We start from the raw sequence: 21,806 nt of genomic DNA, 5'->3' as shown, positions 1-21,806 counted from the left end.
ACTGCAAAGGCCAAGCGCCCAAGGCCCATGCCCCTCTGTGTTCAGCGACATGACAGGCCCGCCCGCGCTTTTTCAGGGTTTTGGTGACAAGGAATGACAAAGCACGACGAACTTGCGTGAGGCTTTTCAACATAACCGCTATAATCGCCGCCTTTTCATCGGGCTATACGATTTCTGACATGAGCCAATCCAGCGACCTGATTCAATCGGCACAACGCACCATCCGCCTCGAAGTGGAAGCCGTACAAGGCTTGTTGCCCCATATCGACGCCGATTTCGTACGCGCTTGCGAGATGATTCTGGCCAGCAAAGGCCGTGTGGTGGTGGTCGGCATGGGCAAATCCGGGCACGTCGGCAACAAGATTGCCGCAACCCTGGCCAGCACCGGCACCCCGGCATTTTTCGTCCACCCGGCCGAAGCCAGCCATGGCGACATGGGCATGATCACCCGCGACGACGTGATCCTCGCCCTCTCCAACTCCGGCTCGACCAACGAAATCGTCACCCTGCTGCCATTGATCAAGCGCCTCGGCATCCAGTTGATCAGCCTCACCGGCAATCCGCAGTCGCCGCTTGCCAAGGCCGCCGAAGTCAATCTCAACGTTCACGTCGAGCACGAAGCCTGCCCGCTGAACCTGGCACCGACCTCCTCGACCACTGCGGCGCTGGTCATGGGTGATGCCCTGGCGGTGGCGCTGCTGGAAGCGCGCGGTTTCACTGCCGAAGATTTTGCTTTTTCGCACCCGGGCGGCGCTCTGGGTCGACGCCTGCTGCTGAAAGTGGAAAACGTCATGCATGCCGGGCAAGAGCTGCCGCAAGTGCAGCGCGGCACCCTGCTCAAAGACGCGCTGATGGAAATGACCCGCAAGGGTCTGGGCATGACCGCGATCGTTGAAGCCGATGGCAAGCTGGCCGGGATCTTCACCGACGGCGATTTGCGCCGCACCCTGGATCGCAGCATCGACATCCGCAGCGCCACCATTGACCAGGTCATGACCGCACACGGCAAGACCGCACGGCCCGAGATGCTCGCCGCCGAAGCGCTGAAAATCATGGAAGACCACCGAATCAACGCACTGGTGGTCGTGGACGAAGAAGATCGCCCGATCGGCGCCTTCAACCTCTCCGATCTGCTGCGTGCAGGAGTGATGTAATGACCACCGATCTGCTGCAACGCGGCAAAGCGATCAAACTGGCGGTGTTCGACGTCGACGGCGTTCTCACCGACGGGCGCCTGTACTTCCTCGAAGACGGCAGCGAATTCAAGACCTTCAACACCCTCGACGGCCAGGGCATCAAGATGCTGATGAATGCCGGTGTCGAAACCGCCATCATCAGCGGCCGCAAGACGCCGGTGGTTGAACGCCGGGCGAAGAACCTCGGCATCCCGCACCTGTTTCAGGGCCGCGAAGACAAATTGGTGGTTCTGGACGGTCTACTGGCGCAACTGGGCCTAAGCTATGAACAGGTCGCCTACCTCGGTGACGATTTGCCTGACCTGCCGGTGATCCGCCGCGTAGGCCTGGGCATGGCCGTCGCCAATGCCGCCGATTTCGTGCGCGAACACGCCCATGGCGTCACTCGGGCCCGCGGTGGCGAAGGTGCCGCCCGTGAATTCTGCGAATTGATCCTGCGCGCCCAGGGCCGCCTCGATGCGGCCAACGCCGCGTACCTGTGAGCCAGACCATGTTTAGCAAAAAATTTCGCAACTTCCTGCTGTTCGGCTGTATCGCTGCCATGTTTGCGGCGGTCGGCTACTGGAACATCAGTCCGGAACGGTTCCTCGACAAACCTGCGGTCAAGGTCGAAGACACTGCAATCGACTGGTACGCCACCAACACGCATACCCTGCAATACCTGCCGGACGGCAAAGTGCAGTACGAAATGACTTCGGACAAGGCCGAACACCTGAAGGCCACAGACGTGACGCTGGTCACCAAACCGGACCTCAACATGTATCGCGGCACCGAGTTTCCATGGCACGTGACCAGCGAGCGCGGCGAAGTGAATCCGGACGGAACGCAGGTAGAATTGATCGACTCGGTACGCATCAAGCGCACCGATGAAAAGAACCGCGACACCCTGATCACCAGCACACGCATGACGGTGTTCCCTCAGCAGCAATATGCGCAGACCGAGCAACCCGTTAGAATCGACGGCGCTGGCGGTGTATCGACTGGCGTGGGAATGAAGGCGTATTTGAAGGACAGCAGGATACACCTGCAATCGAACGTAAGAGGACAGTATGAGGCTCGTTAAAACCCTCCCTATTTTGCTCAGTCTGGGCGCAGCACTGGGAAGCGTGAGCGCCTGGGCTCTGCCGAACGATCAGCAGCAACCTATCCGCATTCAGGCCGACGACGCCCAACTGGACGACAAGAATGGCATCGCCACCTATAAAGGTGACGTGATCATCACCCAGGGTTCGATGATCGTTAAGGGCAATACGGTGACCATCACCCGTACCCCGACCGGTGATATCGACGTGGTGACCTCGGTGGGCAACCTTGCCTACTTCGAGCAGTTGCAGACTCAGGGCGACAAAAAGCCGGTACAAGGCTGGGGCGTGACGATCCAGTACCACGCCGCGCAAAACCGCGTCGTGCTGATCGACAAGGCCAAGGTTGTCGACAAGGACAACAACACCACTCAGGGCGAGAAAATCGTCTATGACACAGTGAAGAAGCTGGCCAGTGCCGGTCGCGCTACCGGTAGCAAAGTCACCGAAGCGCGTCCGCGCATCGACATGGTGATCCAGCCGAAGAAGAAAACCGACGAGAAGACCCAGTAATGGCAACTCTGAAAGCCCAACACCTGGCCAAGGCCTATAAAAGCCGCCAGGTTGTGCGCGACGTCAGCCTGTCGATCGACAGCGGCCAGATCGTTGGCCTGCTCGGCCCGAACGGCGCCGGCAAGACCACCTGCTTCTATATGATCGTCGGTCTGGTGCAGGCCGATCAGGGTCGCGTGCTGATCGATGATCTGGACGTCAGCCATCAGCCGATGCACGGTCGTGCCAAGGCCGGTATCGGCTATCTGCCGCAAGAAGCATCGATCTTCCGCAAACTGTCGGTGGCCGATAACATCATGGCCATCCTCGAAACCCGCACGGAACTCGACAAGGCCGGTCGTCGCAAGGAACTGGAAAGCCTGCTGCAGGAGTTCCACATCAGCCACATCCGCGACAACCTCGGCATGAGCCTGTCCGGTGGTGAACGCCGCCGGGTGGAAATCGCCCGCGCCCTGGCGACCGCACCGAAATTCATCCTGCTCGACGAACCGTTCGCCGGTGTCGACCCGATTTCGGTTGGCGACATCAAGCAGATCATCCACCACCTCAAGGCCAAGGGCATCGGTGTACTGATCACCGACCACAACGTGCGTGAGACCCTGGATATCTGCGAAACCGCCTACATTGTCAACGACGGTCAACTGATCGCCGAAGGCGATGCGGCGACCATCCTTGCCAACGATCTGGTGAAGGAAGTGTACCTGGGCCACGAGTTCCGCCTCTAAGCGAATAGTGCCCGGTGAGCCGCCCGGGCGCTGTATCGATTCAAGCAGGATTTAATACGCTTTAATTGTTACAGCGCTCTAGGCAAACACGACAGTTTCAGGCATATAATTTGCTTAAGTTTGGCGCTCCGGCGCCCTGTAGTGGATGGCGCATGCGCGCCGGCGAATAAGGTGTTAAGCCCCTGCCATGAAACCATCGCTAGTCTTGAGAATGGGCCAGCAGCTGACGATGACACCGCAGCTGCAACAGGCCATCCGCCTGCTCCAATTGTCGACCCTGGACCTGCAACAGGAAATCCAGGAGGCCCTGGAATCCAATCCGATGCTCGAACGCCAGGAAGAAGGCGACGACTTCGACAACTCCGATCCTTTGGCCGACAACGCCGAACAAAAACCCAACACCGACATTCAGGAACCCTCCTATCAGGAAACCGCCCCGACGGTGGACAACCTGGAAGATGGCGAATGGAACGAGCGCATTCCTAACGAACTGCCCGTTGATACCGCTTGGGAAGACGTCTACCAGACCAGCGCCAGCAGTCTGCCCAGCAGCGATGACGACGAGTGGGACTTCACCACCCGCACCTCCGCCGGCGAAAGCCTGCAAAGCCATTTGCTGTGGCAATTGAACCTGGCGCCGATGTCCGACACCGACCGCCTGATCGCCGTGACCCTGATCGATTGCATCAACAATCAGGGCTACCTCGACGAAACCCTCGAAGAAATCCTCGACGCCTTTGATCCGGAGCTCGACATCGAGCTGGACGAGATCGAGGCCGTTCTGCACCGCATTCAACAGTTCGAACCCGCCGGCATCGGCGCGCGCAACCTCGGCGAATGCCTGTTGCTGCAACTGCGTCAGCTCTCGGCCAAGACCCCGTGGCTCAACGAAGCCAAACGTCTGGTCAGCGATTACATCGATCTGCTCGGCAGTCGTGACTACAGCCAGTTGATGCGGCGCATGAAGCTTAAGGAAGACGAGCTGCGTCAGGTCATCGAACTGGTGCAAAGCCTCAATCCACGCCCGGGCTCACAGATCGAATCGACCGAAGCCGAGTACGTGGTGCCCGACGTCATTGTGCGCAAGGACAACGAGCGCTGGCTGGTCGAATTGAATCAGGAGTCGGTGCCCCGTTTGCGGGTCAACGCGCAGTACGCCGGCTTCGTCCGTCGCGCCGACACCAGCGCCGACAACACCTTCATGCGCAACCAGTTGCAAGAAGCACGCTGGTTCATCAAGAGCCTGCAGAGCCGCAACGAAACCCTGATGAAAGTGGCCACCCAGATCGTGGAGCATCAGCGCGGTTTCCTGGAGTACGGCGACGAAGCCATGAAGCCGTTGGTCCTGCACGACATCGCCGAAGCGGTAGGCATGCACGAATCGACGATTTCCCGGGTCACCACACAGAAATTCATGCATACCCCACGGGGCATTTATGAACTGAAATACTTTTTCTCCAGCCATGTAAGCACCTCCGAAGGCGGTGAATGCTCGTCCACGGCGATCCGCGCGATCATCAAAAAACTGGTTGCAGCGGAAAATCAGAAAAAGCCGTTGAGTGACAGCAAGATCGCTGGTTTACTGGAGGCACAAGGCATTCAGGTGGCTCGCCGCACCGTCGCCAAGTACCGTGAATCCCTAGGGATCGCGCCTTCGAGCGAACGCAAGCGGTTGATGTAAGCCACGTTACAGCGTTCCAGTGGCAGGCTGTTCGGCCTGCCGCTTTATGCACTGGCAACGAAGGAGAAGCTGTATGCAAGTCAACATCAGTGGACACCAACTGGAAGTTACCCAACCTCTCCGTGAATACGTTGAGCAGAAGCTCAAGAGGCTTGAGGGACATTTCGACAAGATCACCAACGTGCAAGTCACGATGTGCGTCGAAAAGCTCAAGCAGAAAATCGAAGCCACCTTGCATATCCCCGGCAGCGAAGTGGTCGCCAACGCAGAAGATACCGACATGTACGCTGCGATCGACTCACTGACCGACAAGCTGGATCGCCAACTCAAAAAGCATAAGGAAAAGACCCAGAGCCTCCTTCAGGGCGCGACAGGTCGTTAACACCCCCAACCCATGATCCGACTTGAAAGTATCCTGACCCCCGGCCGTTCCCTGGTGAACGTGCCGGGCGGCAGTAAAAAGAAAGCCCTCGAACAGATTGCCAACCTGATCGCCCGCGAAGTGCCGGATCTGGAGATGCAAGATGTCTTCGAAGCGCTGATCGCCCGTGAGAAACTCGGTTCCACCGGTTTCGGCAACGGCATCGCCATCCCCCACTGCCGCCTCAAAGGCTGCGAAGCGCCTATCAGCGCTTTGATGCACCTTGAAGCGCCCATCGATTTCGATGCAATCGACGGCGCACCGGTTGACCTGCTGTTTGTCCTGCTGGTCCCGGAAGCCGCCACCGATGCTCACCTGGAATTACTGCGCCAGATCGCCAGCATGCTCGACCGCAAGGAAGTGCGCGAAAAACTGCGTAGCGCACCGAGCAATGAAGCCTTGTATCAGGTCGTCCTGAGCGAGCAGAACGGTCACTAATCATGCGTTTGATCATCGTCAGCGGCCGCTCCGGCTCGGGTAAAAGTACCGCCCTGAATGTTCTTGAGGACAACGGCTACTACTGCATCGACAACCTGCCGGCCGGTCTGCTGCCGGAGCTCGCCGAACGCGCCCTGATTCATACCGAGCTGGCTCAGCCGTTGGTGGCTGTGTCGATCGATGCGCGAAACCTGCCGAGTCATTTGTCACGCTTCCCCGAGTTGCTCGAAGAAGTCCGCGCCCGACACATTCAGTGTGATGTGCTGTATCTGGATGCCGACGAAGAAACCTTGCTCAAACGCTTCTCGGAAACCCGCCGTCGCCACCCGCTGAGCACCGCCAACCGCTCACTGGCCGAAGCGATCGAAGATGAAACCGCCCTGCTCGGCCCGATTGCCGACCTGGCCGATCTCAAGGTCAACACCACCAATCTGAATCTGTACCAGTTGCGCGACACCATCAAACTCCGCCTGCTGAACCAGCCGGAGCCGGGGACAGCATTTCTGGTCGAATCGTTCGGTTTCAAGCGCGGCATGCCGGTGGACGCGGATCTGGTGTTCGACGTGCGCTGCCTGCCCAATCCGTACTGGAAGCCTGAATTGCGCGCGCAATCCGGACTCGACGCACCGGTCGCCGAGTATCTGGCGACGCAGCCTGAGGTCGAAGAGATGTTCCAGGACATCTACGGCTACCTGAATAAATGGTTGCCGCGCTTTGCGGCGAGCAATCGCGCCTATGTCACCATTGCCATTGGCTGCACTGGCGGACATCACCGCTCCGTTTACCTGACCGAACGCCTGGGTCAGGCCCTGCAGAAAACCCTGAAGAACGTCCAGGTTCGCCACCGCGACCTCACTTAAAGGATTCACACCGCGATGCCTGCTCTGGAAATCGAAATCATCAATAAACTGGGCCTGCATGCCCGGGCGTCGGCCAAGTTCGTCGGGGTGGCGGGGCAGTTCCCGGATTGCACGATCAGAGTGGGTCGCACACCGGAAACCACGGTGGATGGCAAAAGCATCATGGCGATGATGATGCTCGCCGCCGGTAAAGGCACCAAAATATATCTGAGTACCGAAGGCCATCAGGAACAGGAAGCGCTGGATGCGCTGGTGGCGTTGATCAACAACTACTTCGATGAAGGCGGTTGAACGTTAAAAGATCGCAGCCTGCGGCAGCTCCTACAGTGAACGCATTCCAATGTAGGAGTTGCCGAAGGCTGCGATCTTTTTTCAGCCCAATGCGGTATCCATCACCATCATCAGACAGAAGCCGATCAGCAAGCCTAGGCTGGCCAGCTTGTCATGCCCATGGCGGCGCGATTCCGGGATGACCTCATGCGTCACCACCAACAACATCGCCCCCGCCGCCAGCGCCAGCCCCAACGGCAATAACAGCTCCGCCAGACTGACCAGCCACGCGCACAGAAGTGCAAACACCGGCTCGACCAGCCCTGACGCCGCACCGATCAAGAATGCCCTGACCCGCGACATCCCCGCCCCGGCCAACACCAGCGCAATCACCAGTCCCTCCGGCACATCCTGCAAGGCGATGCCCATCGCCAGACTGTCGGCATCCGGCATGCCGCCGCCAGCAGACACCCCCACCGCCATGCCTTCGGGGATGTTGTGAGCAATGATGGCGAAGACGAACAACCAGATCCTTGGCGGGATCACCGGGTGATCGGGGGTACCGACGAGCATTTCCGGTGAGGCGCCGGACAGTTTCAGATCCACCAGATACAGAGCGAATGCACCGAGCATGATGCCGAAGCAGATCAGACCGCTGGCGGCCCAAGGTGTCAGGCCCAGACTTTCGGCCGCGGCAATGCCCGGCACGATCAGCGAAAAAGCGGTCGCCGCCAGCATCACGCCGGCGCCGAAACCCAGCAGCGTATCGCTGAGCCTCTGCGGCATGCGCCGGATCACCAGCACCGGCACCGCACCGAGCGCCGTGCCGAGGGCGCAGATCGCGCCACCCTGCAAGGCCCGCGACAGTTTCGGCTGCAGATCCAGCCATTCCAGCCCATGCGCCGCGAGTAAGGTGATGCCCGCCAGCAGCAACAGCGACCCGACCGCGTAACGAAACATGCGCCCACCGCCAATCGCCAGTGTTTCAGTGCCCATAGTCAGCCTTGGATTGTTTTTATAGATGACTTAAACCAGTGCCGCCTGATAGCGCGCGGCAACTTCAGGCCAATTGATCACGTTGTAGAACGCGTTGATGTATTCCGGGCGACGGTTCTGATAACGCAGGTAGTAGGCGTGTTCCCAGACGTCCAGACCGAGAATCGGCGTGTTGCCGTTCATCAACGGGCTGTCCTGATTGCCGCTGCTTTCCACGATAAGTTTTTTCTCCGGAGTCACGCTGAGCCAGGCCCAGCCACTGCCGAAACGGGTCAACGCGGCTTTGGTGAAGGCTTCCTTGAAACTGTCGAGACCGCCCAGTTGCTCCTCGATCGCCTTGGCCAGCGCGCCGTCCGGCTTGCCACCGCCGTTGGGCACCATGACTTCCCAGAACAACGAATGGTTGGCATGCCCACCACCCTGGTTGATCACCGCCGCGCGGAGTTTTTCCGGCAACTGCTGAACGCTGGCGACCAGTTTTTCCACCGGCCACTCGGCGTACTCGGTGCCTTCGACGGCGGCATTGAGGTTGTTGATGTAGGTCTGGTGGTGCTTGGTGTAGTGAATCTCCATGGTTTGCGCATCGATGTGCGGTTCCAGGGCGTCGTAGGCGTACGGCAAGGCGGGCAAGGTAAAAGCCATTTCAGTGGACTCCATGGTGATGTGAGGCTGACGCGCGGCGTGCATTGCCGGTGTCCGGGTGCAGCAGGCGCTGGGTGCGCGGATATTCGCCGTGTTCGCTGATGAAATTCAGCAGTTCGACGTAAGTCTTGCTGCTCTGGCGCAGCGCCGCTTCACGCAGCGCCGGACGCAGGCGCTCGTCCTGCATGGTCTGCAACAGCCGTTGATGAATCGCGCAAAGGTACTCGGCGCTCTCCTCCGGCTGATTCAGGCGCAGGTGCAGATCCGCCAGGTTGTGATGGGAGATGACGCAGGCCGCCACCGCTTCGTCGGCATCGGCCCAGCGTTCGAACAGCACTTGCGCCAGGGCCAGGGCCTGCAAGTAAGCCTCGCGGGCATCGATCAGCTCGCCCAGCATGAAGCAGCGATTGGCCCGTTCGATCGTGCGTTTCCAGTGCTCCATGGTGAGCCTCCAAAGCGGTTGCGGGATTTACACGCCGCCGGCGGTGAGTTTCTCGGGATTGAGCAACTCTTCCAGTTGGCTGCGCGACAAGTCGGTATGTTCCAGCGCGACATCGATCACCGGGCGCCCCTGTTTGTAGGCCTGCTTGGCGATTTCGGCGGCTTTCTGGTAGCCGATGATCGGGTTGAGCGCGGTGACCAGAATCGGATTACGCGACAGCGCTTCCTTGAGCCGCGACTCGTTGACCTTGAAGCTGGCAATCGCCTTGTCACCGAGCAAGCGGCTGGAATTGGCCAGCAGCTCAATGCTGCTCAGCAGGTTCTGGGCGATGATCGGCAGCATCACGTTCAGTTCGAAGTTGCCCGACTGGCCGGCGATGGTGATCACCGAGTCGTTGCCGATCACTTGTGCGGCGACCATGGCGGTGGCTTCCGGGATGACCGGATTGACCTTGCCCGGCATGATCGACGAGCCCGGCTGCAGGCCCTCCAGCTCGATTTCGCCGAGACCGGCGAGCGGGCCGGAGTTCATCCAGCGCAAGTCGTTGGCGATTTTCATCAGCGACACGGCGGTGGCCTTGAGCTGACCGGAGACCGCAACGGCGGTGTCCTGCGAGCCGATCAGCGCGAACAGATCCTTGCCCGAAGTGAATTGCACATTCGTCAGCTGACTGAGCTGGCGGCTGAAACGCGCGGCGAATTCCGGATGCGCATTGATCCCGGTGCCGACCGCCGTGCCGCCCTGCGCCAGCGACTGCAGGCTCGGCAGCAAGTCCTGCAGATGAGCGATATTGGCCTTGAGCTGCTGCGCCCAGCCATTGAGCACCTGACTCATACGCACCGGCATAGCGTCCATCAAATGGGTGCGACCGGTTTTGACGTGGCGGTGCACCTGTTCGGCTTTGTTTTCGATGACCTGCACCAGGTGCAACAGCGCCGGCAGCATCTGTTCGTGCAGAGCCAGGGCAGCACTGACGTGGATGGTGGTCGGGATGATGTCGTTGCTGCTCTGGCCGCAATTGACGTGATCGTTGGCGTTGACCGGCTCGCCGAGCAGGCGGCTGGCGAGGGTCGCGATCACTTCGTTGGCGTTCATGTTGGAGCTGGTGCCGGAGCCGGTCTGGAAGATATCCACCGGGAAATGCTGCATGAAGTCGCCTTCGAGCAGGCCTTGCGCGGCATCGCTGATGGCTTTGCCTTGGCCGGCGCTGAGCTGGTTGAGCTCGACGTTGGCCCGCGCGGCGGCGGCTTTGGCGAGGATCAGCGCACGGATGAATTGCGTTGGCATCGGCTTGCCGCTGATCGGGAAGTTATCCACTGCACGCTGGGTCTGCGCGCCGTAGAGAGCGTCCACCGGCACCTGCAGTTCGCCCATGCTGTCGCGCTCAATACGTGTCTTGGTCATCGGTAAATCCTTGGACTAATTCAATGAGAGGAATCGAGGGGAGCAACTCGCAGGTCGCCAGTTGCCAGGTGTAGCGCTGCCAGCGCTGGAGCCGGCAGTTGCACAGCGACAGGCGCTCCATTTCACGCAGCGGGCGCCAGGCTTGATCGAGACACAGGCTTCGCCAGTGCCACGGCAAGGCAATGTCGGTGGCTGTGTCGAGCAACAAACGGAAGGAGGTTTCAGCGATGGTCCACGGGGAAGTCGCGGTGCAGCAGGCCAGATAACGGCCTTCGGCCAGGTAATGTTCGATCAGGCGCGGCTCGTCAGGATCCATTGCGCAACGGATCTGGCGACTCATCCAGCGCCAGCTTTCGAGGTACGGCTGCTCGTGCAAGGCAGAACTCATGATCCGGGACTCGTTCGGAGATGAGATTCATTATTAGATGATAATGAGAACCAAAACAAGAGCACCTTTGTAGGAGCTGCCGCAGGCTGCGATCTTTTGATTTTGCTTTCAAACACAAGATCAAGAGATCGCAGCCTGCGGCATCTCCTACAGGGCGGACATGAAAAAGGCGCGCCATCCGGGTGGATGGCGCGCCTTTTTGTGCAGATGGGAGCTTAGCTACCCGCGACAGTCATCCGCTCGATCAACACCGAACCCGTGCGAATATTGCTGCGCAGTTCCAGATCATTACCGACCGCAACGATCTGCTTGAACATGTCGCGCATGTTGCCGGCGATGGTCACTTCCTGCACCGCGAACTGGATTTCGCCGTTCTCGACCCAGAAACCCGCCGCACCACGCGAGTAATCTCCGGTCACCATGTTCAAACCATGGCCCATCAACTCGGTAACCAACAAGCCACGGCCCATGCGTTTCAACAGCGCCGCCTGGTCTTCATCACCGTGAGTGACGAACAGGTTGTGCACACCACCAGCATTGGCGGTGCTCGGCATGCCGAGTTTGCGCCCGGAGTAGGTGCCGAGAATGTACGACACCAACTCGCCCTTCTCGACGAACGGTTTGGCATAGGTGGCCAGACCATCACCGTCGTAGGACGCACTGCCCATGGCGCGCATCAGGTGTGGACGCTCATCGATGGTCAGCCATTCCGGAAACAGCTTCTGCCCCAGCGTGCCTTCGAGGAACGATGATTTGCGATACAGACTGCCGCCGGACACCGCCGACAGGAAGCTGCCGAACAAGCCGCCCGCCAGCTCGGCGGAAAACAGCACCGGCACTTCGCAGGTCGGCACCGGACGCGCGCCCAGTCGGCTCGCCGCCCTTTGCGCGGCACGCTGGCCGATGCTCACCGGATCCGCCAGCAGGCTGCCCTGGCGATTGACGTCATACCAGTAATCGCGCTGCATCTGGCCATCGGCTTCGGCGATCATCACGCAGCTCAGGCTGTGCCGGGTCGACGCGTAACCACCGATGAAACCGTGGCTGTTGCCGTACACACGGCAGCCCTGATGGGTGCTGAGGGTGGTGCCGTCGGCGTTCTTGATTCGCGCATCGGCGTCGAACGCGGCGGCTTCACAGAGCAACGCCTTCTCGATGGCCTGCTCCGGGGTGATGTCCCATTCGTGGAACAGATCGAAATCCTGCACATCCCTGGCCATCAGCGCGGCATCGGCGAGGCCCGAGGCTTCGTCTTCAGAGGTATGTTTGGCGATCGCCAGTGCAGCGGCAACGGTTTCACGAATCGCGTCCGGCCCGGTGGCGGAGGTGCTGGCCGAGCCTTTGCGCTGGCCGACGTACAGGGTGATGCCGAAGCCCTGGTCACGATTGAACTCGACCGTCTCGACCTCGCGCTGGCGCACCGACGTCGACAAACCCTGCTCCAGCGACACTGCGACTTCACAGGCACTGGCGCCCTGACGCCTGGCTTCGGCGATGATCTGCTCGACCTGTTCCTGCAGTGCCGGCAATGCTTGCGGGCCGACGCTTTGAACTGCACTCATGCTCATCTCCACTCAAATTCTGCTTTCGGCTGGGGTCATCGAGCGACCGGGCCGGACAAGCGGCCCCCGACTGGTTATCATGGCGGCGTTTCTTTGCGGACTGCCACCATGGTTGATTCTTACGACGACTCCCTCGATACGGGAGAAAAAAGCAAATCTCAGGTCAAACGCGAGCTGCATGCTCTGGTTGACCTTGGCGAGCGCCTTACAACACTCAAGCCCGACTTGCAGGCAAAACTGCCATTGACCGACGCTTTGCGCCGGGCCCTGGCTGATGCGCCGAAGCACACCGCGAACATCGCGCGTAAACGGCACCTGCAGTTCATCGGCAAACTGATGCGCGATCAGGACACTGACGCGATTCTGGTCCTGCTCGATCAACTCGATGCCTCCACCCGTCAGTACAACGAGCGTTTCCACAACCTCGAACGCTGGCGTGACCGCCTGATCGCCGGTGACGATGCCGTGCTGGAGAAATTCGTCGTCGAGTACCCGGACGCCGATCGCCAACAACTGCGTTCCCTGATCCGTCAGGCTCAGCACGAGGTTGCGCAAAACAAACCTCCTGCGTCCAGCCGCAAGATCTTCAAGTACATCCGTGAGCTGGACGATACCCAACGCGGCCTGCGTTGATATCCCGCTCCTGTAGGAGCTGCCGCAGGCTGCGATCTTTTGACTTTGATTTTTAAAGCAAGATCAAAAGATCGCAGCCTGCGGCAGCTCATACAGAGGATGTTTCCATCCTTATGCGCCCGTGCCACCCACGGTAATCGCATCAATTTTCAGCGTCGGCTGACCGACCCCCACCGGCACCGACTGCCCGTCCTTGCCGCACGTGCCCACACCGCTGTCCAGCGCCAGATCGTTACCGACCATCGACACCCGGCTCATCGCCTCGGGACCGTTGCCGATCAACGTCGCGCCCTTGACCGGCGCAGTGATCTTGCCGTCCTCGATCAGATACGCCTCGCTGGTGGAAAACACGAACTTGCCGCTGGTGATGTCGACCTGACCGCCGCCCAGGTTGGCGCAGTAGATGCCTTTTTTCACCGAAGCGATGATTTCCGCTGGATCGCTCTCGCCACCTAACATGTAAGTGTTGGTCATGCGCGGCATCGGCAGATGCGCATAAGACTCGCGACGACCGTTGCCGGTACGGGCCACGCCCATCAGGCGCGCATTGAGCTTGTCCTGCATGTAGCCCTTCAGCACGCCGTTTTCGATCAGCGTGGTGCACTCGGTCGGAGTGCCTTCGTCGTCGACGCTCAGCGAGCCGCGACGGCCGCTCAACGTGCCGTCATCGACAATGGTGCAGAGCTTGGAGGCAACCATTTCGCCCATGCGCCCGCTGTAGGCGGAACTGCCCTTGCGGTTGAAGTCGCCTTCCAGACCGTGGCCGACCGCTTCGTGCAAAAGCACACCGGACCAGCCCGAACCGAGGACGACAGGCAAGGTACCGGCCGGTGCCGGAATCGCTTCCAGATTGACCAGTGCCTGACGCAACGCCTCACGGGCATAGCCCATGGCGCGATCTTCAGCGAGGAAATAACGATAGTCGGTTCGCCCGCCGCCGCCATGTCCGCCACGCTCGCGACGGCCATTCTGCTCGACGATCACGCTGACGTTGAAACGCACCAGTGGACGCACATCGGCGGCTAGGCCACCATCGGTGGACGCCACCAGAATCCGTTCCCAGACCCCGGCCATGCTCACGCTGACCTGCTGAATCCGTGGGTCGAGGGCGCGGGTAGCGACATCAATACGCTTGAGCAACTCGACCTTCTCGGCGCGGCTCAGCACTTCCAGCGGATTGTCCGGCGCGTACAACTGCGCGACATCCTGAGTGCTGAACGCCTGCACCGTGCCGTTCTGCCCGGCGCGGGAGATCGAGCGCGCAGCGCGAGCCGCAGCACCGAGGGCTTCGAGGGTGATCGCGTTGCTGTAGGCAAAACCGGTTTTCTCGCCGGACTGCGCACGCACGCCGACCCCTTGGTCGAGGTTGAAGCTGCCTTCCTTGACGATGCCGTCTTCCAGCGACCACGACTCGGAAATCTGGCCCTGGAAATACAGGTCGGCAGCATCGATACCCGGGCCGGCCAGGTCACCGAGCACGCCTTGCAGGCTCTCGATGGTCACGCCGCCGGGCGCCAACAGGTGATCACTGACTGAGGACAACAACTCGCTCATAGGTTTACGCCTTAAATTCGTGTTCTGAGGCAGGACGCTGTGCGCCCTGCGAGAAAAACCGCCGGTGATTGGTCACCGGCATTCGCGCCCTGATAGACGCTTGTTCATCACTGTCGCGTGCGGCCAACAATACCGCCTCGCCTTGATCCTGATGCGCCAGCACCCGGCCCCACGGGTCGATGATCGCCGCATGACCGAAGGTCTCACGCGGTCCCGGGTGAGTCCCGCCCTGTGCTGCCGCCAACACGTAACACTGGGTCTCGATGGCCCGGGCGCGAATCAGCACGTCCCAGTGCGCCGCACCGGTCACTGCGGTGAAGGCCGACGGCGCGGTGATCAACTCGGCACCGGCGGCGCGCAACTCGCTGTACAGCTCCGGGAAGCGCAGGTCGTAACACACCGTCAGGCCGACTCGGCCAACCGGCGTGTCCGCCACCACCACGCCACTGCCATAAGCATAGTCATCGGATTCGCGATACCGCCCGCGATTGTCCGCCACATCGACATCGAACAGGTGCAACTTGTCATACCGCGCAACGGTTTCGCCCTGATCGTTGACCAGCAGCGAACAGGCGTGGGACTTGGCGTCCGGTTGCCCGAGTGGCGGCAACGGCAAGGTGCCGGCCACTATCCATAACTTGAGGTCGCGGGCGGTCTGTTTCAACCATGGCAGGATCGGCCCTTCGCCGAGCGCTTCGGCGCGGCCGATGTCGGCGATATCGCGACGGCCCATGGCAGCGAAGTTTTCCGGCAGCACCGCCAGCTTCGCGCCGCCGGCCGCGGCCTGTTCGAGCAGGCGTCGGGCCTGCGCCAAATTGGCCAGCACATCGCTCTGGCTGACCATTTGAATCACCGCTAAAGACATGGCCGCTTCCTGACAGGGAGTCAACTTATCACTGTAGGAGCTGCCGCAGGCTGCGATCTTTTGATTTTGCTTTTTAAAAACCAGATCAAAAGATCGCAGCCTGCGGCAGCTCCTACACGGGGGAAAGCCTCATGCTACTCAAAAAGGCTTGTCGAAGGTGATTTTCGGCTCTTTCCACGGGCCTTTGACCGTGTACTTGACGCTGGCGAAGCGTGCCACGCGGTCGCCGATCAGCTTGTCGATCAGGAACAATGCCCCGCCGACCGCCGGTGCGCCGACGATCAACGCAGCAATTGGCAGATTGTTGGTCACCGGCAAGGTCACCAGCAATTTTGCATCGACCTGATCGCCGACCAGATCCAGCGTACCGTCCAGCTCAAGGTTGCTCGAAGGACCGGTCAGACGAATCGGCTCGCGAGTGACATATACGCCGTTATTTGCCACCAACAGGCCTTTGACCCGATCGTAGCTCAAGCCTTTGCCGAACAAGTCGGAGAAGTCCAGACGCAGGCGGCGGCCGATGGAGTTGAAGTTAAGCAGACCGAACACCCGCAACGCCTGCGCACCGCCCTCCACTTCAACGAACTGACCTTTATTGAGCGAGGCATCCAGTGTGCCGGAGAAGCGTTTGGTCGCCAGCCATGCCGGCGAGCCCGGCCAGCGGCCATCGACGTCCATGTGGAATTCTTCACTGGTCACGCTCGGCGCAAAGCCCCAGCCCTTGAGCACATCGGCGAGGTTCTTGCCGCTGATCCGGCCCTTGAACCAACTGTTGGTCGAACCCGGCGCCCCTTCCCAGCCGCCATTGCCCTGCAACAGGATGCCCTTGAGGCCCATATCGAGATTGTTCAGGGCAATGCCTTTGGCCGTCGGTCGAACCTTGAGCGACCAGCCGCCCACCAGATCCTGGCCCAGAAACAACTGATTGATGGTGATATCCAGCGCGGGAATCTTCGTCGGGTCGACCGAAACCAGCGGATCAGGCGAATTCTCGTCAGCCTGCACCGTCGGATCCGGCGCCGGCAGGCGTACGTATTGCAGATTGACCGCGATCGGCGCGCCCTTGGCATCGGGCAGGCTGGCCGAACCCTTGGCCTGCTGACTGTCGAGCGCCAGATTCCACGCCCAGGGTTTGCGATTGACCTGCACTGCGGCCTGATCCAGCGTGGTGCCGAAGGCTGTGAGCTTGCCCACCTTGAAGTCGGCACTGTTGAGTAATTGTTTGGCGCTGCCGCCCGGATCATTCCCGGCGTATTTGCTGACCAGATCCTGCCATGGCGCGACGTCCAACTCCGACAGCACACCGCGAATGCGCAAGCCCTTGGCCTCCGGCAGAACCGCGTCGCCCGTACCGAGGAACAGCTCACCGCGACCATCGGCGATATTGCTCGGCGGCGCGGCGAAGGTGAAGCTCGCCAGTTGATCGTAGTTGACCCAGTAACGCCGCTCCGCACCTTGCAGGGTCATGCGGAATACCGTGTCACGGCCCTGCTCGGCCGACATGCCGAACGGTGCCGGCAGATCCACCGCAACGCCTTTCATGCTGGAACTGACGGTCAGTTGGCTGTCGGTGCCGTCGAGGTTGACCTGCAACTGATACGGAAGGGTCCCGGACACCGGCAACGGCTGAGTCACGCCCAGCCAGTCAGTGAGTTTTTTGACCTCGACCTGCCCGGAAGCCGCGACCCGAGTCTTGAGCTTGTTCGGGCTGCCATCAGCAAAAATCTGTGCGGTGACGGGTTTGTCGAAAGCCCTGGCGGCAATGTTCTGCCCGCTCAACCCCTTGGCGCTGTCGAAGCGGAAATCGCCCTTGAGCTGACTCAGTTCCAGCTTCGGCTCAGCCAGTTTCAGGCGTGCATTGGCGGTCTTGAAGTCGACGAGGATCTTCGGCTGATCGCCCTTTTCCAGCGGAATGTCGAGTTTGACCTTGCCCTGCAGATCGCCCTCGCCTTCCCAGCCGGCAAAGGTTTCACCAGTGCCGATCGGCGCGGTCTGCAGAATCTTCAAGGCATCACCTAACCCACCGGCAAACCCGCCGTCGAGCAACAGATGCGTAGGTTGCCCGGCCGGCACATGGGGAATGTTGACGAAGACATCGCTGACCTGGGTATCGAGCAACTGGCCCTTGTCGGCCACGATGCGCACGCCGCTGTCCTCGATGAACACATCGCCGCTGACCTTGCTGACATGCGGCCAGCCCGGCTGGAACGCCAGTTCGGCGTCATGCACCTTGAAGAACAGGCTGATGCTGCGATCCACGTCCTTGGCGTTTTTGCTCAGCGAACCCTGGTACTGGAAGAAGCCCTGGTCCACGGCGCCTTTAAGAATCGCCGTGCGCAGCCACTCGTCGAGGGCCGGGCTCAAGACTTCGGGCAGGTATTTGGCGGTGTAGCGACCGTCGCCATCGACCAGCCCGACGCGCAGGTCCATGTAGTCTTCCTGGCTATGGTCGAAGTGCAGGCGGATCAGGAAGTCGCCGGCAATCTTGCCCTCTTCGCCCAGCACTTTCAGGTACGGCGCGATCAGGGTGAAACCTTCTTTGTCGAGTTTCCAGGTCAGGCGGGCGTTGGCCTGGATGTATTGCCATGGCTTGGCGAAGATCGGGTCGAGGTGCAGGACGAAATCCTTGCTGTCCAGGCGCAACTCGCCGCCGTCGAGGTTGCCGCTGAGGCTGCCACTGACGTTTCGCGCCGCCGGGGCACCGTGATAGGCATCGAAACCGACATTATCGAGGTTGGCAGCGAAGCCGAATTTCGAGCCGTCGGTGGCGTTGGGCCGAAAATCCAGCAGCACGTTGCGCAGTCCACCCGTCACCTTCAGGTGGTCGACCACCGTGGCGACGCTTTCGGGCAATGGCCCCAGCGCATTGAGCAGCGGCGTGATCGGCGTCAGATCGAGGCGGTCGGCCTGCAAGTGCCACAGCTCATCGGCTTTATCGGTGGCCACCGTCTGCTTGAGCTGCACACGGGATTCCCAGCGGGTCTCGCCGAAGTTCATCGCCAGTGAATCGAGGGTAACAATCGCGCCTTCGTCATCCCGCTGGTAATAGCCGTTGAGCGCCAGATTGCTGATCTTGATTGGCTTGCGCTCGGCATAAGCGCCGGTCACCTGTGGTGCGTTCAAACGGATGGCAGCGCTTTGCAGGGCGCCGTCGTTCCAGCTCACCCACAGTTCGCCGCCCGCCTTGATCTCGGAGAAATTCCACTGTTGGGTCAAACGTTCCGGCAGCCACTTTGACCAGTCGCTTTGCGGCAGACTGACATAACCCTCCACCGAACTGTCCGGCAATCGAGAGGGGCGAATCCGCGTACGCAGGCTCATCACCACCGGTTGCCCGTCGGGCAAGGTCAGACGAGCATCGAGACGCTGACGGCTGCTGCCGGTTTTCAGATTGAGACCGACGTAGGTAAAGGTCATCGGCGCCTGATCCAGCGGCTGCACGGTCACCTGACTGTCGAGCACCGACAGTTGCTGAACCATCTGCGAGCGATTGAACAGTTGCTGGGGATCCAGCGGCTGGTCGTTCTGCACCGGCAGGCCTTCCAGCGCCCAGGTGCCGTCCTGTGCTTCCTTGACGCTAATCTTCAGGCCGTTCAGTTCCAGATGGGCGATGCGCACTTCGCGGGCCAGCAGACTGGCCCACAGATCGGGCACCACGCGCACCCGATCCAGACGCAAGGCATTCGCGCCCTCACCGACCATCACATCATGGGCCAGCAGAATCGGCGCGAAACCGCTCCAGTTGCCTTCCAGTTCGCCGATCTGCAACGGCATGCCGAGCGCAGCGGTGGCCTTGTCTTCGATATCGGTGCGGTATTCCGCCACCAGCGGCGTCAGTTCCCGACCGAGGCTGACGTACAACGCCATCAACACCAGAACCAACGCGCACAGGCCCAGCCCCCAGCGGGTCAGTGCGGCCAGAATGCGTGTCAGACGCTCCATGTCAGTTGGCTCCCATGGCGATAAAACTGCGAAAAGCTGAGGCCAGCCGTTTTGGATTGAAGGTGCCGCAGGATCTCAGAGCAGCACCACGTCATATTGTTCCTGGGAATACATGGTTTCGACCTGAAAGCGTATGGTGCGGCCAATGAACCCTTCAAGCTCGGCGACGTTACCGGATTCTTCATCGAGCAAACGGTCCACCACTTTCTGGTTCGCCAGCACCCGGTAACCTTCGGCCTGATAGGCGCGGGCTTCGCGCAGAATCTCGCGGAAAATCTCGTAACAGATGGTTTCCGGGGTCTTCAGCTTGCCCCGGCCCTGGCAACTGCTGCACGGCTCGCACAGCACTTGCTCAAGGCTTTCGCGGGTGCGTTTGCGGGTCATCTGCACCAGGCCCAACTCGGTGATGCCGATGATGTTGGTCTTGGCGTGATCACGTTCGAGCTGTTTTTCCAGGGTGCGCAGCACCTGGCGCTGATGCTCTTCATCTTCCATGTCGATGAAGTCGATGATGATGATCCCGCCCAGATTGCGCAGGCGCATCTGCCGGGCAATCGCGGTGGCGGCTTCGAGGTTGGTCTTGAAGATGGTTTCTTCAAGGTTGCGATGGCCGACAAACGCGCCGGTGTTGACGTCGATGGTGGTCATGGCTTCGGCCGGATCGACCACCAGATAACCGCCGGACTTGAGCGGCACTTTGCGCTCGAGGGCTTTCTGGATTTCGTCTTCGACGCCATACAGATCGAAAATCGGCCGTTCGCCCGGATAGTGTTCCAGACGATCGGCGATTTCCGGCATTAATTCGGCGACGAACTGCGTGGTTTTCTGGAACGTTTCCCGGGAATCGATGCGGATTTTCTCGATTTTCGGGCTGACCAGATCGCGCAAGGTGCGCAGGGCCAGACCGAGATCTTCGTAGATCACACTCGGCGCGCCGATGGTCTGGATCTGCGCATTGATCTGATCCCACAGACGGCGCAGGTAACGGATGTCCATGAGGATTTCATCGGCCCCGGCACCTTCGGCGGCGGTACGCAGGATGAAGCCTCCGGCCTCCTTGATCCCTTCCTTGGCCACACAATCGCTGACCACCTGCTTGAGGCGCTCGCGCTCGGCTTCGTCTTCGATTTTCAGGGAAATGCCGACGTGGGCGGTGCGCGGCATGTACACCAGATAGCGCGACGGAATCGACAACTGCGTGGTCAGCCGCGCACCTTTCGAGCCGATCGGATCCTTGGTCACCTGCACCACCAGGCTCTGACCTTCGTGCACCAGCGCGCTGATGCTTTCCACCGCCGGGCCTTCGCGCAGGGAAATTTCCGAGGCATGAATGAACGCAGCGCGATCCAGTCCGATATCGACGAATGCCGCCTGCATGCCCGGCAGCACCCGGACAATCTTGCCTTTATAGATGTTGCCGACGATCCCGCGTTTCTGCGTGCGCTCAACGTGGACTTCTTGCAGCACACCGTTTTCGACCACCGCCACGCGCGATTCCATCGGCGTGATGTTGATCAGAATCTCTTCACTCATGGCAGGGTCTCGTTCAGGCATGTTCACGATAATGGCCGCATCTTGATTCGTACGACGCTCATTGCGCGTTCAGGTTTTGCCAACAGGGTATGCCGAAATGGCCCAACAGTTCTGCGGTTTCGCAAACCGGCAGCCCGACCACCGCCGAATAGCTGCCATTGAGCCCGGCGACAAACACCGCGCCGAGGCCCTGAATGCCATAACCGCCGGCCTTGTCCCGGGGTTCGCCACTGGCCCAGTAGGCCGCAGCCTCTTCGCGGCTGATCGGGCGGAACCGCACCAGACTGCGCACCACAAGCGACTCGCAGCGCTGGCCTTCGAGCACGGCGATGGCAGTCAGCACTTCATGCTCCTTGCCGGACAACATCATCAGCATGGCGCATGCATCGGCTTCGTCCACCGGTTTGCCAAGAATTTTGCCGTCGAGCACCACCGCGGTGTCCGCGCCCAGAACGCAAAACGCCGCGTCGGACACCCGCGTGCGCCGACCAGCCTCGGCCTTGCCGCGCGCAAGGCGTTCGACATAGGCCGAGGGCGATTCTTCAGGGAGCGGGGTTTCATCGATGTCCGCACTGATGGCGGAGAACGGCACGCCGATCTGCGTGAGCAACTCACGCCGACGCGGCGAACCAGAGGCGAGGTAAAGCGGCTTCATCAAG

The 21,806-nt window shown here is 60.5% G+C and carries 22 protein-coding genes; 11 read left to right on the top strand and 11 right to left on the bottom strand.

From position 1 onward, the window contains the following. Positions 1–179: 179 nt before the first annotated feature. From ABV589_RS19495 to ABV589_RS19450, 10 genes are all read left to right on the top strand, one after another. Positions 180–1,154, top strand: coding sequence for a KpsF/GutQ family sugar-phosphate isomerase (locus ABV589_RS19495; protein WP_027610849.1), 975 nt, complete (start codon positions 180–182; stop codon positions 1,152–1,154). Then, a complete protein-coding gene (locus ABV589_RS19490; protein WP_007967216.1) occupies positions 1,154–1,678 on the top strand; it encodes an HAD family hydrolase in 525 nt (174 codons plus the stop codon). Before ABV589_RS19495 ends, ABV589_RS19490 begins: the two co-directional genes overlap by 1 nt. An 8-nt stretch (positions 1,679–1,686) precedes the next feature. Beyond that, the gene (gene lptC / locus ABV589_RS19485) at positions 1,687–2,259 is read left to right on the top strand and encodes an LPS export ABC transporter periplasmic protein LptC (RefSeq protein WP_007967214.1); all 573 of its coding nucleotides are present in this window, start codon (positions 1,687–1,689) and stop codon (positions 2,257–2,259) included. Next, positions 2,246–2,791 carry a lipopolysaccharide transport periplasmic protein LptA gene (gene lptA / locus ABV589_RS19480; RefSeq protein WP_007967212.1) on the top strand — a complete coding sequence of 182 codons (546 nt, stop codon included), beginning with the start codon at positions 2,246–2,248 and terminating at the stop codon, positions 2,789–2,791. Before lptC ends, lptA begins: the two co-directional genes overlap by 14 nt. After that, complete coding sequence (lptB, locus tag ABV589_RS19475) at positions 2,791–3,516, top strand: LPS export ABC transporter ATP-binding protein (RefSeq protein WP_007967211.1); 726 nt, start codon at positions 2,791–2,793, stop codon at positions 3,514–3,516. Before lptA ends, lptB begins: the two co-directional genes overlap by 1 nt. A gap of 187 nt (positions 3,517–3,703) precedes the next feature. Further along, positions 3,704–5,197 carry an RNA polymerase factor sigma-54 gene (locus ABV589_RS19470; RefSeq protein ID WP_367083118.1) on the top strand — a complete coding sequence of 498 codons (1,494 nt, stop codon included), beginning with the start codon at positions 3,704–3,706 and terminating at the stop codon, positions 5,195–5,197. 73 nt (positions 5,198–5,270) lie between these two features. After that, positions 5,271–5,579 (top strand): ribosome-associated translation inhibitor RaiA, encoded by a 309-nt coding sequence (raiA, locus tag ABV589_RS19465; protein WP_329696072.1) that lies wholly within the window; start codon positions 5,271–5,273, stop codon positions 5,577–5,579. Between the two features lie 12 nt (positions 5,580–5,591). Next, entirely contained in the window at positions 5,592–6,056 is a 465-nt protein-coding gene (ptsN, locus tag ABV589_RS19460; RefSeq protein WP_007967207.1) for a PTS IIA-like nitrogen regulatory protein PtsN, read from the top strand. Positions 6,057–6,058: 2 nt separating this feature from the next. Beyond that, on the top strand, positions 6,059–6,916 hold the full coding sequence (gene rapZ / locus ABV589_RS19455; RefSeq protein ID WP_007967205.1) for an RNase adapter RapZ: 858 nt from the start codon (positions 6,059–6,061) through the stop codon (positions 6,914–6,916). 15 nt (positions 6,917–6,931) lie between these two features. Then, positions 6,932–7,207: an HPr family phosphocarrier protein gene (locus tag ABV589_RS19450; protein WP_003221684.1), complete on the top strand. Its 276-nt coding sequence runs from the start codon at positions 6,932–6,934 to the stop codon at positions 7,205–7,207. A gap of 81 nt (positions 7,208–7,288) precedes the next feature. Here ABV589_RS19450 and ABV589_RS19445 read toward each other — a convergent pair whose 3' ends face one another. From ABV589_RS19445 to pmbA, 6 genes are all read right to left on the bottom strand, one after another. Beyond that, positions 7,289–8,182, bottom strand: a complete 894-nt coding sequence (locus ABV589_RS19445) for a ZIP family metal transporter (RefSeq protein WP_367083117.1) — start codon at positions 8,180–8,182, stop codon at positions 7,289–7,291. A gap of 30 nt (positions 8,183–8,212) precedes the next feature. After that, complete coding sequence (locus tag ABV589_RS19440) at positions 8,213–8,824, bottom strand: superoxide dismutase (protein ID WP_367083116.1); 612 nt, start codon at positions 8,822–8,824, stop codon at positions 8,213–8,215. A 1-nt stretch (position 8,825) separates the two neighbouring features. Then, a complete protein-coding gene (locus ABV589_RS19435) occupies positions 8,826–9,266 on the bottom strand; it encodes a hypothetical protein (protein WP_007967199.1) in 441 nt (146 codons plus the stop codon). A gap of 27 nt (positions 9,267–9,293) precedes the next feature. Then, positions 9,294–10,670, bottom strand: coding sequence for a class II fumarate hydratase (locus tag ABV589_RS19430; RefSeq protein WP_367083115.1), 1,377 nt, complete (start codon positions 10,668–10,670; stop codon positions 9,294–9,296). Next, the gene (locus ABV589_RS19425; RefSeq protein WP_123587254.1) at positions 10,651–11,058 is read right to left on the bottom strand and encodes a FagA protein; all 408 of its coding nucleotides are present in this window, start codon (positions 11,056–11,058) and stop codon (positions 10,651–10,653) included. The genes ABV589_RS19430 and ABV589_RS19425 overlap by 20 nt, the downstream gene beginning before the upstream one ends. 215 nt (positions 11,059–11,273) lie before the next feature. Then, positions 11,274–12,626, bottom strand: a complete 1,353-nt coding sequence (gene pmbA, locus ABV589_RS19420; protein WP_177325733.1) for a metalloprotease PmbA — start codon at positions 12,624–12,626, stop codon at positions 11,274–11,276. 102 nt (positions 12,627–12,728) lie between these two features. Between pmbA and yjgA the strand changes: the two genes are divergently transcribed. After that, entirely contained in the window at positions 12,729–13,253 is a 525-nt protein-coding gene (gene yjgA / locus ABV589_RS19415; protein ID WP_003221672.1) for a ribosome biogenesis factor YjgA, read from the top strand. Between the two features lie 111 nt (positions 13,254–13,364). Here yjgA and tldD read toward each other — a convergent pair whose 3' ends face one another. The 5 genes from tldD to ABV589_RS19390 form a co-directional block, all read right to left on the bottom strand. Further along, the gene (tldD, locus tag ABV589_RS19410) at positions 13,365–14,807 is read right to left on the bottom strand and encodes a metalloprotease TldD (protein WP_007961588.1); all 1,443 of its coding nucleotides are present in this window, start codon (positions 14,805–14,807) and stop codon (positions 13,365–13,367) included. 4 nt (positions 14,808–14,811) lie between these two features. Continuing rightward, positions 14,812–15,672, bottom strand: a complete 861-nt coding sequence (locus ABV589_RS19405; RefSeq protein WP_367083112.1) for a carbon-nitrogen hydrolase family protein — start codon at positions 15,670–15,672, stop codon at positions 14,812–14,814. A gap of 138 nt (positions 15,673–15,810) precedes the next feature. Further along, the gene (locus ABV589_RS19400) at positions 15,811–19,614 is read right to left on the bottom strand and encodes a YhdP family protein (RefSeq protein ID WP_367083111.1); all 3,804 of its coding nucleotides are present in this window, start codon (positions 19,612–19,614) and stop codon (positions 15,811–15,813) included. A gap of 75 nt (positions 19,615–19,689) precedes the next feature. Further along, complete coding sequence (gene rng / locus ABV589_RS19395) at positions 19,690–21,147, bottom strand: ribonuclease G (RefSeq protein ID WP_007961585.1); 1,458 nt, start codon at positions 21,145–21,147, stop codon at positions 19,690–19,692. Positions 21,148–21,205: 58 nt separating this feature from the next. Further along, complete coding sequence (locus ABV589_RS19390; protein ID WP_367083109.1) at positions 21,206–21,802, bottom strand: Maf family protein; 597 nt, start codon at positions 21,800–21,802, stop codon at positions 21,206–21,208. Positions 21,803–21,806: the final 4 nt, after the last annotated feature.

The sequence above is a fragment of the Pseudomonas sp. HOU2 genome, assembly GCF_040729435.1.
Lineage (GTDB): Bacteria > Pseudomonadota > Gammaproteobacteria > Pseudomonadales > Pseudomonadaceae > Aquipseudomonas.
Note: the sequence above shows the minus strand (reverse complement) of the source record. Positions and strands in the feature narration are given on the sequence as shown.